General features: G+C 69.6%; 11 protein-coding genes and 1 pseudogene. 6 read left to right on the top strand and 6 right to left on the bottom strand.

The features are described 5' to 3' along the window. Nucleotide 1: 1 nt before the first annotated feature. From ACKVMH_RS00705 to ACKVMH_RS00695, 3 genes are all read right to left on the bottom strand, one after another. Nucleotides 2-1,081, bottom strand: a complete 1,080-nt coding sequence (locus tag ACKVMH_RS00705) for a LacI family DNA-binding transcriptional regulator (protein WP_412698860.1) — start codon at nucleotides 1,079-1,081, stop codon at nucleotides 2-4. 80 nt (nucleotides 1,082-1,161) lie between these two features. Then, the gene (locus ACKVMH_RS00700; RefSeq protein WP_412698859.1) at nucleotides 1,162-3,273 is read right to left on the bottom strand and encodes a TonB-dependent copper receptor; all 2,112 of its coding nucleotides are present in this window, start codon (nucleotides 3,271-3,273) and stop codon (nucleotides 1,162-1,164) included. Between the two features lie 106 nt (nucleotides 3,274-3,379). After that, the gene (locus tag ACKVMH_RS00695; protein WP_412698858.1) at nucleotides 3,380-3,802 is read right to left on the bottom strand and encodes a DUF2946 family protein; all 423 of its coding nucleotides are present in this window, start codon (nucleotides 3,800-3,802) and stop codon (nucleotides 3,380-3,382) included. Nucleotides 3,803-4,011: 209 nt separating this feature from the next. On the opposite strand from ACKVMH_RS00695, the gene nirK reads away from it, so the two are divergent. Together nirK and ACKVMH_RS00685 are read left to right on the top strand one after the other, a co-directional pair. After that, the gene (nirK, locus tag ACKVMH_RS00690) at nucleotides 4,012-5,388 is read left to right on the top strand and encodes a copper-containing nitrite reductase (protein ID WP_215219221.1); all 1,377 of its coding nucleotides are present in this window, start codon (nucleotides 4,012-4,014) and stop codon (nucleotides 5,386-5,388) included. 184 nt (nucleotides 5,389-5,572) lie between these two features. Further along, on the top strand, nucleotides 5,573-7,381 hold the full coding sequence (locus tag ACKVMH_RS00685) for a DUF885 domain-containing protein (RefSeq protein ID WP_412698857.1): 1,809 nt from the start codon (nucleotides 5,573-5,575) through the stop codon (nucleotides 7,379-7,381). A gap of 47 nt (nucleotides 7,382-7,428) precedes the next feature. Here ACKVMH_RS00685 and sstT read toward each other — a convergent pair whose 3' ends face one another. The 3 genes from sstT to ACKVMH_RS00670 form a co-directional block, all read right to left on the bottom strand. Continuing rightward, entirely contained in the window at nucleotides 7,429-8,652 is a 1,224-nt protein-coding gene (sstT, locus tag ACKVMH_RS00680; protein WP_412698856.1) for a serine/threonine transporter SstT, read from the bottom strand. Between the two features lie 89 nt (nucleotides 8,653-8,741). Next, a complete protein-coding gene (locus ACKVMH_RS00675) occupies nucleotides 8,742-9,239 on the bottom strand; it encodes a tRNA (cytidine(34)-2'-O)-methyltransferase (RefSeq protein WP_412698855.1) in 498 nt (165 codons plus the stop codon). Further along, nucleotides 9,236-9,949 (bottom strand): SDR family oxidoreductase, encoded by a 714-nt coding sequence (locus ACKVMH_RS00670; RefSeq protein ID WP_412698854.1) that lies wholly within the window; start codon nucleotides 9,947-9,949, stop codon nucleotides 9,236-9,238. The genes ACKVMH_RS00675 and ACKVMH_RS00670 overlap by 4 nt, the downstream gene beginning before the upstream one ends. 178 nt (nucleotides 9,950-10,127) lie before the next feature. Here ACKVMH_RS00670 and ACKVMH_RS00665 point away from each other — a divergent pair, with 178 nt between their 5' ends. The 4 genes and pseudogenes from ACKVMH_RS00665 (at nucleotide 10,128) to ACKVMH_RS00650 (ending at nucleotide 15,018) form a co-directional block, all read left to right on the top strand. After that, the gene (locus tag ACKVMH_RS00665) at nucleotides 10,128-13,040 is read left to right on the top strand and encodes a M16 family metallopeptidase (protein ID WP_412698853.1); all 2,913 of its coding nucleotides are present in this window, start codon (nucleotides 10,128-10,130) and stop codon (nucleotides 13,038-13,040) included. Nucleotides 13,041-13,209: 169 nt separating this feature from the next. Beyond that, a pseudogene (locus ACKVMH_RS00660) lies at nucleotides 13,210-13,521 on the top strand (DUF4156 domain-containing protein); the annotation flags it as partial. Between the two features lie 164 nt (nucleotides 13,522-13,685). Further along, nucleotides 13,686-14,705 (top strand): 3-oxoacyl-ACP synthase III, encoded by a 1,020-nt coding sequence (locus ACKVMH_RS00655; RefSeq protein ID WP_215219227.1) that lies wholly within the window; start codon nucleotides 13,686-13,688, stop codon nucleotides 14,703-14,705. Nucleotides 14,706-14,766: 61 nt separating this feature from the next. Next, complete coding sequence (locus ACKVMH_RS00650; protein ID WP_412698852.1) at nucleotides 14,767-15,018, top strand: OmpA family protein; 252 nt, start codon at nucleotides 14,767-14,769, stop codon at nucleotides 15,016-15,018. The last annotated feature ends 3 nt before the right edge of the window (nucleotides 15,019-15,021 follow it).

Genomic DNA, 15,021 nt, shown 5'->3' with positions numbered 1-15,021 from the left:
CTCAGCCCGGCGCGGCGCCGCTGGAGCGCCGCACCACAAGCTGCGCCGGCAGCATGCGGCTCTGCGCGGGCTGGTTGTCGATCAGCGCCATCAACGTTTCCACCAGCAGTTCGCCGGCCGCCGAGGTGTCCTGCGCGACGGTGGTCAGCGCCGGTTGGGTGAAGCGCGCGGTGGGGATGTCGTCGAAGCCCACCAGCCGAACGTCGCCCGGCACGTGCAGGCCGTGTTCCTCGAACGCGCGCAGCGCGCCGATCGCGATCAGGTCGCTGGCGGCGAACACCGCGTCGAAGCCGGGCGCCGCACCGGCCGCCCCGCTGCGCGCCAGCAACTCGCGCGCCGCGGCGTAGCCATCATCCTCGGCGCTCTGCGCATCGACCTGCAGCGCCGGGTCCATCGCCCCACCGGCGACCCGCAACGCGGCATCGCAGCCACGGTAGCGGTCGAGGAACTCGGGGTAGTGGCTGGAGGCGTCACCCAGGAAGGCGACCCGGCGGCACCCGAGTCCGGCCAGGTGCTGGCCGACCAGCTCACCGCCATGGAAGTTGTCGCAGCCGATCGACAGCCCGGGCTGGTCGGGCAGCACCGCGCCCCAGCGCACGAACCGGGTGCCCTGCTCGAGCAGGGTGTCGAGCTTGCCGCGGTAGCTCAGGTAATCGCCATAGCCGAGCAGGATCAAACCGTCGGCCTTGCGGCTGTCGGCGTAGTCGGCGTGCCAGTCGTCGGACAACTGCTGGAACGAGACCAGCAGGTCCTGCCCGGCGCGCGCGCAGGCACGCGTGATCGAACCGAGCATCGACAGGAAGAACGGGTTGATGTGCGAGTCGTCCGCTGTCGGGTCCTCGAACAGCAGCAGCGCGAGCGTGCCCGAGCGTTGCAGGCGAAGGCTGGAGGCGTGCCGGTCGACGGTGTAGTTGAGCTCGCGGACCGCTTCCTCGACCCGGCGACGGGTCTCGGCGTTGACCAGGGGCGAGCCGCGCAGCACCCGCGACACGGTGGCCTGGGAGACCCCCGCGTGGTGGGCGATATCGATCGAGGTGGCCTTGGTGCGCTTGCGCGACGCCGGCGGGTCTGGATGTGTCATGCGGCATGGAGTGTAGGCCGGGCAGTCGCCGGCTGCACCGCCGGCGACCGGGCCACGGGCGGGCCCGGTCGCGTGTGGCCTCAGTAGCTGACGTTGACCTTCAGCCACGCGTTGCGGCCGGGCTCGTTGATCCGGACCGGGTCGGCCGGGTAGCCGAAGTCGGCATTGCCGGCCAGGTTGAGGTGCTCGCTGTAGGCGCGGTCGAACACGTTGTCGACGCCGGCGGTGACCTGCACCATCGCGTTGACGCGGTAGCCGGCATTGAGTGCCAGGGTGGCGAAGCCGGCGCTGGGGCCGAGGTCCTGGCCGACCACGTTGCCGTACCCCGGCGCGACCCGGTCCTGCCCATCGACCACCCGTACCAGCGCGCCGGCCGACCAGCTGCCGTTGTCCCACGAGGCGGTCAGGCGCGACTCCAGCGGCGTCATCTGCGGCAGCGGCCGGCCGCTGTCGCGGGCTTCGCCACGGGCGTAGGCGAGGGTGGCGCCGAGCTTCCAGTGGTCGGCCGGGCGGACCTCGACGCCGAGCTCCGCGCCGCGGATGTCGGCATCGATGTTGGAGACAACGCTGGTGCCGGCCATCATCCCTTCGCTGGGGTAGTGGAACTGGATGAAGTCGTCGATCCGGCCGGCGTAGGCCGACACCCAGGCGTCGACCTTCCTGCCGCGGTAGTGCAGGCCGATGTCCAGCTGGGTGGTCTTCTCGGTATCGAGCCCGGCGAACGCGTTGATGCCGCCCATGCCCGTCCCCATCGCGCCGCCGAACGACCTTGCCGAGAACAGCTCCCAGTAGTCGGGCATGCGCTCGGTGTGGCCGACGCCGGCGTACCAGGTCACCGGCTCGCGGGCAGCGTCGCGCTCGAAGCGGATGAAGCCGGCGGCCAGGGTGTCCTCGCGGGTCTGGCCGGCGGTGGGATTGGGCATCGCCGCGCCGCCGTGGCCGCCGCTGATGGTGGCGCGTTCGTCGGTGGCCTCGGCACGGTCGATCCGGGTGCCGGCGACCCAGCGGTTGCGCTCGCCCTGGAACCAGGTGCCCTCGGCGAAGGCACCCAGGTTGGCGAAGCGCGCATCGACGGTCCAGGGCTGCGCGCGGTAGGCGTCCCGGCCCATGCCGCCGCGGCGCCGGTGGCGGCTGTCCTGGCCATCGACTCCCGCGACCAGTTCGTAGGCGCTGCCGCGCCAGGTCGCCGCGAGCCGCCCGCCGTCGGTGGCGCGCTCGACGTTGGACGCCATCGGCATCGGCATCGGGCCGGCCGGGTTGGGGTCGCGCAGGCTGTAGTTGTCCATCACGTGGTCGGCGACGTTGTGGTAGATGCTCGCCTCGAACGCCTGCAGGTGTTCGCCGATGTTGGTCTTCTCGAACCGCAGGCTGGTGTTGTCGCGTTTGAACTGGCTGCCGTCCATGCCGCGGGTGGCGTAGCGCGACTCGCCGTCACCGACGCCGATCCCCAGCTCCAGCAGGGTGTCCGGATCGGGGGTCCAGCCGAGGGCGATGTCGGCATTCCACTTCTTCCAGGCCGAGCCGACGGCGTCGCCGTTGCCATCGCGGTAGTCGTCGGACTCGGAGCGGTTGGCGCTGACGCGGGCGTACCCCAGGCGGTCGCCGTAGGTGGCATCGACGACCTGGTCGTTGCGGCCGAAGCTGCCGGCCAGCAGGCTGCCGCTGGCCTTGACGGTCGGCGCTTCGTACACCTCGCGGTCGCGCTCGAAGCGCACCGTGCCGGCCGACGCGCCTGGGCCCCACAGCACCGTCTGCGGCCCCTTGGTGACCACCAGGCGGTCGTAGTTCTCCGGCGCGATGTAGGACATCGCGTTGTCCATGCGGCTGGGGCAGGCGCCCGGCATCGCGCCGTCATTGGTCAACAGGTTGAGCCGCGAGCCGAACATGCCGCGCAGCACCGGGTCGCCGTTGGTGCCGCCGTTGCGCACCGCCGAGAAGCCGGGAATGGTCTTGAGGTAGTCCGCGCCATCGCTGGCCGGTACCGGCTGGCGCGGCAGCTTGGGGCTGGTGTCGAACGTCAGCGCCGACACCGGTGCGGTGGCGGTCACGACGATGGATTCGAGGTCGAACGGGTCGCTGGCGACGTCGGCATCGTCGGCCGGCGCGGCGAGCGCGAGTGGCGTCGCCAGTGCGAGCAGCAGGGCGGTGGACAGGGAAGACAGACGGATCACCGGGTTGCGGGAGATCGTCATGGCAGGGGCTCCAGTCAGGCAAAAGAGGGGCGTGCGGCGCCGTCAGGTCGACGGGACGCTGGTTGGATGGGTATCGGGGTGGAGCGCGGTGGCTCCGGGGCGCGGATCAGGCCGGGATCGGCGGTCCGCGGGCATGCAGCCCGTGCGGGCGCAGCGTGGCGTGGCCGTCGGCGATCGCCACCGAGGGCGCGGGGCCGGCCGGGATGCGGGCGAGCAGCGGTAACGGGTGCGCGTTGCCGGCCAACTGGCCCAGCAACGGGCAGTAAGGGCAGTCGGCGTGGGTCGCGTGGCGCGGCCCGGGAGCAACCGGTGCTTCCGGCGACGCATCCTGGCGGGCGGTCGCATGGTCGCCGTGGCCGGCCACCTGCAGGGTGATCGACGGTGCGCCAGCGAACGCGGCGGACGGGCCGCCGCCGCCGAGGTAGAGGCGCCCCGCGGTGGGCATCAACACCAACGCCAGCATCGCGGCGAGGGCGAGGCGGCCGAGCCAGTACTGGAAGCTGCAACGCGGGTGGAAGGGGTTCTTCACGATCGCCATTTTCCCGACGCTGCGCATGCCCGCTCTGATCCAGATCAAGACGGTGGCGTATGGATGCCAGGACGTCCGCCCCGCGGGGCTTTGCCGTTTCCATACGCAGCGGTTTGGTCGCCCTTGATCCAAGTCATGGCCGGGGTCGGTGGGCAAGCCTAAGGTGCGCTCAAACGATGATTTCGAAACCCCGATAGGAAGCCTGAAAAATGAAAGACCTGGTCCTGCTGTTCGCACTTGCCACGGCCGCCGGATTCACGCCGATGGCGGTGGCCGCCCAACACCACTCGGAGGTCACCCCGGTGGCCGACGTCACCTTCACCCTGAAGACCGCGATCCATGAAGGCCAGTTGGTCTTCATCGGCGACGCCGGCCCGATCAAGGGCCAGGTCGCACCCGAACTGAAGGTGCCCGAAGGCGCCGTGGTCGCGATCACCGTGGTCAACGGCGACGGCGCGATGCACGACATCGCCGTGCCCGACTTCGGCGCGCAGTCCGACCAGCTGGTCGGCGAGGGCAGCGCGACCACCATCGTGTTCCGCGCCACCAAGGCCGGCACCTTCGAGTACCTGTGCACGATCCCGGGCCACAAGGCGGCCGGCATGTTCGGCAAGCTGATCGTCGGTGACGTGGTCGAGACCGTCAGCACCGCGGTCGACATCGCCAAGAACCCGGCCGAGGTCGGCGAGCCGGTCGGCGACCGCGCGCCCAAGCACATCAACTACGACCTGCTGACCACCGAGGTCGAGGGCAAGCTGTCGGACGGCAGCACCTACCGCTACTGGACCTTCAACAACACGGTGCCCGGCCCGATGCTGCGCGTGCGCCAGGGCGACAGCGTCACCATCAACCTCAAGAACGACGAGAGCAGCATCAACATCCACTCGGTCGACTTCCATGCGGTCACCGGCCCCGGTGGCGGCGCGGCGGTCACCCAGGTCGCCCCGGGCCAGACCAAGAGCTTCACCTTCAAGGCGCTGCAGCCGGGCCTGTACGTCTACCACTGCGCGACGCCGATGATCGCCCACCACATCTCCAACGGCATGTACGGAATGATCCTGGTCGAGCCGGAAGGCGGCCTGGCCGAGGTCGACAAGGAGTACTACGTGATGCAGGGCGAGCTCTACACCGCCCAGAAGCACGGCTCGCGCGGGCTGCAGGAGTTCTCGCTGGAGAAGCTGCTCGACGAGAAGCCCGAGCACCTGATGTTCAACGGCTCCATGGACGCGCTGACCAAGACGTTCAACATGACCGCCGAGGTGGGCGACACCGTACGCATGTACTTCGGCGTCGGTGGCCCGAACCTGGTCTCGAGCATGCACCTGATCGGCGAGATCTTCGACAGGGTGTACGACCAGGCTTCGCTGACCAGCCCGCCGCTGACCGACGTGCAGACCACGCTGGTGGCACCGGGCGGGGCGACGATGGTCGAGTTCAAGGCCGACTACCCGGGCAAGTACATCCTGGTCGACCACTCGCTGTCGCGGCTGGAGAAGGGCCTGGCCGGGTTCCTGACGGTGACCGGCGAAGCCGACGCGGAGATCTTCAGCACCAGCGAGAAGATCGACGCCAACTCGGGTCACTGACCCGCGCGCCGCCACCGCGGCGCAAGTCGAAAACGGACCCGGGCCGCCACGAGCGGCCCGGTTTTCTTTTGCGCGATCGGGCCGGTCGCGGGGACGCATCGCCGCGGCAGGCGACCCGGTCCGGGCAGATCGGCCATGATCGGGGCTTGGCGCGACCGCCCGCGCACCCTTCACGGAGCCCTCGATGCAACAGACCCGACTCGCCCTGATCCTCGCCGCCGGCCTCGGTGCCCTCGCCGCCTGCCAGCCGGCCACCTTGCCGGTGGCGGAAGCGCCGGCCACTGGCCAGGCCGGTGCCACCGCGGCCGCCGCGCGCTTCGATGCGCTCTCCGAATCGCTGCTGATGCGCGCGCTGGAGCGCAGCCCGGAGTGGTCCATCTACTCCGGCCGCTACGACAACGCTGCGTCGCTGACTATTCCCAATGCCGCACGCCGCGCCGACGACCTCGCGTTCGCCAGGAACGCGCTTGCCGAGCTGGCCGCGTTCGACCCGCAGCAACTGCCGGCGTCGCAGCGCATCGACCACATGCTGCTGACCAACCAGTTCGAATCGTCGATCTGGTACCAGCAGCAGTTCCGCGACTGGGCCTGGGACCCGTCCAACTACAACGTCGCCGGCACCGTGGCGCTGCTGCTCAACACGCCGTACGCCGACGAGGACGCGCGGTTGCGCACGGTCATGCAGCGCATCGGGCAGGTGCCGCAGTATTACGCCGCCGCTCGAGCCAACATCGCCAACCCGACCGCCGAACACGTCGAACTGGCGATCGTGCAGAGCCGCGGCGCGCTGAGCGTGTTCGACGACGGCCTGCGCGGGCGGATCGCCGGGTCCGGCCTCGATGCCGCCGAGCAGGCGTTGTTCAACCAGCGCATCGACGCCGCCCGCGCCGCGATCGAGGGATGGGTCGGCTGGCTCGAGGGCGAGCAGAAGCGCCTGGCCTCGAGCGGCAACGCCCGCTCGTTCCGCATCGGCGCGGATCTCTACGAACAGAAGTTCGCCTACGACATCCAGTCGCATTACAGCGCCGCCGAGCTCTACCAGCGCGCGGTCGACGAGAAGAACGCGCTGCACGGACGCATGGACGAGATCACCGTGCAGCTGTGGCCGAAGTACCTCGCCGGCACCGCCATGCCCGACGACCGCCTGGAGCGGATCGGGATGATGATCGACCACCTGTCGGCCCGGCACGTCTCCCGCGACGGGTTCTTCGACGAGATCAACCGGCAGATCCCGCTGCTGGCCGACTTCGTACGCGAACACGACCTGCTCGACCAGGACGAAACCCGGCCGCTGGTGGTGCGCGAGACGCCCGAGTACATGCGCGGCGGTGGCGCCGGTGCATCGGTCAGCGCGCCGGGTCCGTTCAACCCGACTGCCGACACCTACTACAACGTCAGCCCGCTGGACGCCTACACCGACGAGCAGGCCGAGAGCTTCCTGCGCGAGTACAACCACTGGGTGCTGCAGGTGCTCAACATCCACGAGGGCATCCCGGGCCACTACACCCAGCTGCTGCACGCCAACAAGAGCCCGAGCCTGGTCAAGAGCCTGCTGGGCAACGGCGCGATGATCGAGGGCTGGGCGGTGTACGCCGAGCGGATGATGCTCGAGCAGGGCTACGGCAACCAGGAACCGGAGATGTGGCTGATGTACGGCAAGTGGAACCTGCGCGTGGTCACCAACGCGATCCTCGACTACGCGGTGCACGTGCAGGGCATGACCGAGGCGCAGGCGATGGACCTGCTGCAGCGCGAGGCGTTCCAGGAAAAGACTGAGGCGGAGAACAAGTGGCGCCGCGTGCGTCTGTCGCAGGTGCAGCTGACCAGCTACTTCACCGGCTATGCCGAAATCTACGACCTGCGCGAGCAACGCAAGGCCGAGCTTGGCGAAGCCTTCGACCTGAAGACCTTCCACAACCGGTTCCTGTCGTACGGCAACGCACCGGTGTCGGCCATCGCCGAGCTGATGCGCGAGCAGCATCCGGCGAACTGACCGCTGCCGGCGCCCGCGCCAACGCGCGGGTGCCGGCTTGCCGGGGGTCAGGTGATGCGGTCGGGCACCGCGTCCACCACCACCGGCGCACCGGCCGCGGTGAACAGCACGTCGGTCGAGGAGTTGAGCGCGGTCTCGGCCGAATCCTGCACGACACCGACGATGAAGCCGATCGCGACGACCTGCATCGCCAGGTCGGTGGAGATGCCGAACAGCCCGCAGGCCAGCGGCACCAGCAGCAGGGAACCCCCCGGCACGCCGGAGGCGCCGCAGGCAGCGACCGTGGCGACCACGCTGAGCAGCAGGGCGGTGGGAAGGTCCACGGCGACGCCCAGCGTATTGACCGCCGCCAGCGTCAGCACGGTGATTGTGATCGCCGCGCCGGCCATGTTGATGGTCGCGCCGATCGGGATCGAAACCGCGTAGGTCTCCTCCGGCAGCCCCAGCCGGCGGCACAGCTCCAGGTTCACCGGGATGTTGGCTGCCGATGAGCGGGTGAAGAACGCGGTGATGCCGCTCTCGCGCAGGCAGGTGAACACCAGCGGGTAGGGGTTGCGGCGGGTCCTGAGGAACACGATCAGCGGGTTGCCGACCAGCGCCATGAACACCATGCAGCCCAGCAGCACCGCCAGCAGCCGCGCGTAGTCGAGCAGCGCCGACAGGCCGGTCTCGGCCAGGGTTGCCGCCACCAGGCCGAAGATGCCCAGCGGCGCCAGCCGGATGACCAGCCGCACCAGCCACGTGATCGCGTCGGCCAGGTCGGACAGCAGGGTGCGGGTGGCGTCCGAGGCATGCCGAAGCGCCAAGCCGAGGCCGATGCCCCAGGCCAGCAGGCCGATGTAGTTGCCGGTGATCAGCGCATTGACCGGGTTGTCGACGATCTGCATCACCAGCGTGCGCAGCACCTCGCCGATGCCTTCGGGCGGGGTCAATGCGATGTCGTCCGGCAGCACCAGTTGCAGCGAGACCGGGAACGCGAAGCTGGCGAGCACCGCGACCAGCGCGGCGGTCAGCGTGCCCAGGATGTACAGCAGCAGGATCGGCCGGATCCCGGTCTGCTGGCCCCGGCGGTGGTTGGCGATCGCAGCAGCCACAAGGACCAGCACCAGCACCGGTGCAACGGCTTTCAGCGCGGAGATGAACACCGTGCCCAGCAGCCCGGCGGCCGCGCCGCCTTCCGGCCAGGCGAGCGCGAGCAGTATGCCGGCCACCAGGCCCATGACGATCTGGGTGACGAGGCTGGGGCGACGCAGGAAGGCGGGCAGCGGCATGGGCGGGCTCGGACAGGGGAGGGACGTGGCGCGTGCGCCGGGTGGCCGATTGTCGCGCGCGCGGGCAGGTGGTGCGAATGCGGCGCGGTTCAGTCGGCGGCGCCGGCGAAACCCAGTTGCCGCCACGCCTCGAACACGGTTACCGCCACCGCGTTCGACAGGTTCAGGCTGCGGTTGTTCGGCCGCATCGGTAGCCGCAGGCGCTGCTCCGGCGGCAGCGCATCGAGCACCGCGTCGGGCAGGCCGCGCGTCTCGCAGCCGAACAGCAGTGCGTCGCCCGGGCGATAGGCCGGGGTATCGAAGCGGGTGCGGCCGCGCGTGCTCAGTGCGAATACGCGGGGCGGCGCGCCGTTGGCGTGGGTGATCGCGGCGACTGCGGCGTCGAGGTCGTCATGCAGCTGCATCCGCGCGAATTCGTGGTAGTCGAGTCCGGCGCGGCGCATCTGCTTGTCGTCGATCGAGAAGCCGAGCGGGCGCACCAGGTGCAGTTGGGCGCCGGTGTTGGCGCACAGCCGGATCACGTTGCCGGTGTTGGGCGGGATCTCGGGCTGGAACAGGATGACATCGAGGGAGATGCCGTCGCTCACCACGGCATCGGTTCCCCGTGGCGATCCAGGAACTTTCCGCTGTGGTCGCGCCCGGCGCGGTCGATCAACCGCAGCAGGTCGGCGACGGCGTCGGTCGGTTCGACCTCGGCCTTGGCTCCGCCCATGTCGGTCCGGACCCAGCCGGGGTGCAGCGCCATGACGATGATGCACGGTCCCTGCAAGGCCTTGGACAGTTGCCGGGTCGCCATGTTCAGGGCCGCCTTGGACATCGCGTAGCTGGGAGACCGGAACGTCTGTACCCCGGCGATCGAGCCGAGCTCCGAAGACAGGTTGGCGACCTTGCCGCCACCAGCGAGCAACGGCGCCAGCGCCTGGGTCAGCAGGAAGGGACCCATGGCGTTGATGCGCAGGCTGTCGAGCAGGATCGCCGGGTCGACCGTGCCGAATCGCTCGCCCGAGTGCAGCACGCCCGCGTTGTTGACCAGCAGGTGGATGGGTTTGCGTCCCAGTACCAGCGGCAGCTCACGCACCAGTTCGGCGTGGCTTTTCGGATCGGCGACGTCCAGGGGCAACACGTGCAGCCGGCCGGGGTACTCGCCGGCCAGCTGGTTCAGCGCGTGGGCGCGACCGGGGTGGCGGCAGGTCGCGACGACGTGTTCGCCGCGTGCCAGCAGCTGCCGGGTGAATTCCAGCCCGAGGCCGCGGTTGGCCCCGGTCACGAGGCAGCGCAGGGTGGTGTCGATGGGCATGGCGGTCCCCGGTCGAAAGGCGGGGACAGTCTAGGGCGTGGGGCGGCACGTGCGCGCCGCGGTGCTTGCCAATCGCCCGGCCGGGACTTGTGACCTAGTGCCCGCTTCCGCGGCCACCGCTAGGATGGGGCGTTGGCGTCCGCCCGGACGTCGCCCAACCACCGACAGGGGAGTCACCATGACCGCATCCACCCGCGCCCGCCAGGGCCTGCTGCAGAAGGGCACGCTGGCCCTCGCGCTCGCCACCGCGATCGGTGCCACCGCATTCGCGCCGTCGCCGGCACTGGCCCAGGCCGAGGCCACGCCTTCCTCCGGCGTCGACATCGCCTACGAGGAGTTCACCCTGCCCAACGGCCTGCGGGTGATTGTGCATGAGGACCACAAGGCGCCGATCGTCGCGGTCAACATCTGGTACCACGTGGGCAGCAAGGACGAACCGCGCGGCCGCACCGGCTTTGCACACCTGTTCGAGCACCTGATGTTCAACGGTTCGGAGAACCACCCGGGCGAGTACTTCGCCCCGTTCGAACTGGTCGGCGCGACCGACATGAACGGCACCACCAACACCGACCGTACCAACTACTTCCAGAACGTCCCGACCACCGCGCTCGACCTCGCGCTGTGGATGGAATCGGACCGCATGGGGCACCTGCTCGGTGCTATCGACCAGGCCACGCTCGACGAGCAGCGTGGCGTCGTGCAGAACGAGAAGCGCCAGGGCGAGAACCAGCCGTATGGCCAGGTCTGGACCAAGCTCAACCAGGCGCTGTATCCCGACAGCCACCCGTACAACCACAGCGTGATCGGCTCGATGGCCGACCTCAACGCGGCCTCGCTGGAAGACGTGAAGAACTGGTTCCGCGCCTGGTACGGCCCCAACAACGCGGTGCTGGTGCTGGCCGGCGACATCGACGTGGAGACCGCGAAGGAGAAGGTGGCGAAGTACTTCGGCCACATCCCGGCCGGACCCGACATGGCGCAGCCGGCGGTCGACATCGCGGTGCGTCCGGCCGACACCCGCGAGGTGATGGAGGACCGCGTGCCACAGGCGCGCATCTACCGCGCCTGGAACGTGCCGCCGACCGGCACCGCCGAAGTCGACCAGTTGCACGTGCTCGGGCAGATCCTCGGCGGCAGCGCCACCTCGCGGCTCGAGAAGCGGCTGGCGCACCAGGACAAGCTGGTGGACAACATCAGCGCCGGGGTCAGCGAGTCGCAGCTGGGTTCCAACTTCCTGGTGATGGCGACCGTCAAGGAAGGCGTCGACCCGGCGAAGGTCGAGGCGATCATCGACGAGGAGCTCGAGCGCCTGTTGACCCAAGGGCCGACCGCCGAGGAGGTCGCCCAGGCCCAGACCGTGATCCGCGCCGGCTTCGTGCGCGGTGTCGAACGGATCGGCGGCTTTGGCGGCAAGGCCGACGTGCTGGCCAGCTGCGAGATCTACACCGGCGAGGCGGACTGCTTCCGCGACAGCATGGCCACGGTGGCGGCGGTAACGCCGGCCCAGTTGACCGCGGTCGGCAACCGCTGGCTCGGCGATGGCGATCACACGCTGGTGGTGGTGCCCGGCGAGCGCACCCCGCTGGCCGAAGCGCCGGCGGTCGATCCGGCGCCGCTGGACCTCCCGCCGGTCGACGGCAAGTACAGCACCACCGCGGCCACGGTCGACCGCAGCACCGGCGTGCCGATGCCCGAACAGTTCCCCGACCTGACGTTCCCGGAGCTGCAGCGCGCCACGCTCAGCAACGGCACCGAGGTGATCCTGGCCGAACGCCACGCGGTGCCGGTAGTGCAGGTGAACTACCTGTTCGACGGCGGCTACAAGGCCGACGTGCTGGGGGGTGACAAGCTGGGCACCTCGAGCTTCGCGATGAGCATGCTTGACGAAGGTGCCGGCGACTACGACGCACTGGGCTTTGCCGCCCGCGCCGAATCGCTGGGTGCCAATCTCGGTGCCGGCGCCTCGCTTGACGGTGGCAGCGCGTACCTGTCGGCGCTCAAGGACCAGCTCGACCCGTCGCTGGCGCTGTTTGCCGACATGCTGCGCGCGCCGCGCTTCGAGCCGTCGGAGATCGAGCGCGTCAAGGCCACCTGGATCGCCGGCATCAAGCAGGAGAAGGCACGTCCGAACTCCGCGGCCCTGCGGGTGATGCCGCCGCTGCTGTACGGCGAAGGCCACGCCTACGCGATGCCGTTCAGTGGCACGGGCACCGAGGCATCGATCGCGTCGCTGACCCGCGACGACCTGGTCGGCTACCACGGCACCTGGGTGCGTCCAGAGAACGCGACCCTGGTCGTGGTGGGCGACACCACCCTCGCCCAGGTCGTGCCGATGCTCGAGAAGCACCTTGGCGACTGGAAGGGGCAGGGTGCGCCGGAGACCACCGGCGAGGTGGCGACGGTCGAGCGGCCGGACGCTTCGCGCGTGTTCCTGATCGACCAGCCCGGTGCGGTGCAGGCCAACATCTTCGTCGGCCAGCTGGTGCCGTCGACGAAGTCCGACCAGGCGACCGAGTTCGAGTTCGCCAACACCGTGCTGGGCGGGCAGTTCAGCTCGCGGCTCAACATGAACCTGCGTGAGGACAAGCACTGGGCCTACGGTTCGTACAGCTTCTCGCCCGACGCGATGGGCCAGCGGCCGTGGCTGGCGTTCGCGCCGGTGCAGATCGACAAGACCGCCGAGTCGATGGCCGAGCTCAAGCGCGAGATCGCCGAGTACGCGACCGGCAAGGCACCGCCGACCGCGGAAGAAGTCGGCAAGGTCCGGTCCAACGAGATCCGCAGCCTGCCGGGTGCCTATGAGACCGCCAGCTCGGTGGCCGGCACGATCGCCGGGATGGTCCGCTACGACCGCCCAGACGACTACGTCCGCCAGCGCCAGGCCGAGATCGAGGCGTTGACTCCGACGCAGGTCGCCGCAGCCGCCGCCACGATCGACCCGTCGGCCCTGACCTGGGTGGTAGTGGGTGACCTCGGCAAGATCGAAACGCCCGTGCGCGCGCTGGACTTCGGCGTCGTCCAGGTGCTCGACGCCGACGGCAATCCCGTCGCCGCGGCAGCCAACGGCAGCGACGACGGCAACGCCGAGTAAGGCGTGGCCCGCCGGGTGGGCGACCACCCGGCGGACCTCGCTCGCCGCCAACCCGCGGCATGCGGTCGGCGCTTCAGCCGGCGATTCCAGTCAGTCCCGATTCACCGCCGCCGCGTACAACCCGGGCAACGGACAGACGCTGTCCGACCCGCACGCAACAGGAGATCCCATGGTCCGCCCGCTCATCCTCGGCTTCGCCACGCTCATGCTCGCCACCGGTTGCACCTGGGTCCACATGGCCCCCGGGGCAAGCGCCGTGCGGGTGATCAGCGCCGGCAGCCCGCCGGCCGGTTGCGTCAAGCGCGGCGACATCGCGGTGTCGGTCAAGGACAGCGTGGCGTTCTACGAGCGCAACAACCTGCGGGTCCGCGAGGAGCTGGAAACCCTCGCGCGCAACGAAGCTCCCGGCCTGGATGCCGACACCATCCAGCCGCTGGCCCCGCCGCTGGACGGCGAACAGCGCTTTGCCGCCTACCACTGCGGGGGCGCTTCGGCAGGTGTTTCCGGCCCGGCCACGGCCCCGGCCGGCGGAATGGCCCAGACCTATCCGATCGGCGGCTGAACCACGCCGGCCAGCCCCCAGTAATGCAGCGGCCCCGGCAAAACGTTAATCTGTCGTGATCTTTGCCTTTCGGGCCGCTGCTCATGCTGTTCCAACACGTCGCCATTGCCGGCCTGGCCCACATCGACGCGCCGCGCCGGCTGAGCTCGGACGAGATCAACGCCCGGCTCAAGCCGACCCTGGATCGACTGGGCATCCGGACTGACGTTCTGGGTGACATCGCCGGCATCCACGCCCGCCGGCTCTGGGACGACCGCGACATGCTCGCCTCCGATGCCGCCACCCTGGCCGGCGTCAAGGCGCTGGCCGATGCGGGCATCGACCCCGACAAGGTCGGCCTGCTGGTCAACACCTCGGTCAGCCGCGACTACCTCGAGCCATCGACCGCGTCGATCGTGTCCGGCAACCTCGGCCTGCCCGACACCTGCCAGAACTTCGACGTCGCCAACGCCTGCCTCGCCTTCATCAACGGCATGGACATCGCCAGCCGCATGATCGAGCGCGGCGAGATCGACTACGCGCTGGTGGTCGACGGCGAGACCGCCGACCTGGCCTACGAGAAGACCATCGAGCGCATGACCCGCGCCGACGTCACCGAGGCCGACTTCAAGAGCGAGCTGGCGACGCTGACGCTGGGTTCGGGCGCGGCGGCGATGGTGCTCGCGCGTGCCGAACTGGCGCCGGGCGCCCCTCGCTACAAGGGTGGGGTCACCCGCGCGGCGACCGAGTGGAACAAACTGTGTCGCGGCAACCTGGACGGCATGATCACCGACACCCGGATGCTGCTGATCGAAGGCATCAAGCTCGCCCAGAAGACCTTCCAGGTCGCCAAGCAGAAGCTGGGCTGGGTGGCCGAGGAGCTCGACGAGTTCGTTATCCACCAGGTGAGCAAGGTCCACACCGCCGCCTTCACCAAGGCGATGGGCATCGACCCGAAGAAGGTCCTGACCATCTTCAACGAACACGGCAACATCGGTCCGGCTTCGGTGCCGATCGTGCTCAGCAAGCTGCGCGAGATGGGGCGCCTGAAGAAGGGCGACCGGGTCGCGTTGCTGGGCATCGGTTCGGGCCTGAACTGCTCGATGGCCGAAGTCGTCTGGTAAGAGGCGTTTCGCGCCGGTTCGCGCCGGTTCGCGCCGGCTCAACCGTTCGCGGGGCGAGATGGTGGTCGCGATCAAACGGGTTGGCGACCAGCAGGTGCAGGTGATCGGCCACACCGACGATGTCGGCGGGCGCGACGCCAACGTCGCGTTGAGCCTGCAGCGCGCGATCGCAGTCAAGGCGTACATGGAGCGCGCCGGTGTCGCCGCCGACAACCTCGGCGTGCAGGGATTCGGGCCGGACCGGCCGGTGGCCGACAACGCCACGGCCGAGGGCCGCGCGCGCAATCGGCGGATCGAGTTCCGCGTGCTGTAGCAG

It is taken from the genome of Lysobacter zhanggongensis (assembly GCF_046638635.1).
Taxonomy (GTDB): domain Bacteria; phylum Pseudomonadota; class Gammaproteobacteria; order Xanthomonadales; family Xanthomonadaceae; genus Novilysobacter; species Novilysobacter luteus.
The sequence above is the reverse complement of the archived record's forward strand: the minus strand, read 5'-3'. Positions and strand labels throughout refer to the sequence as shown.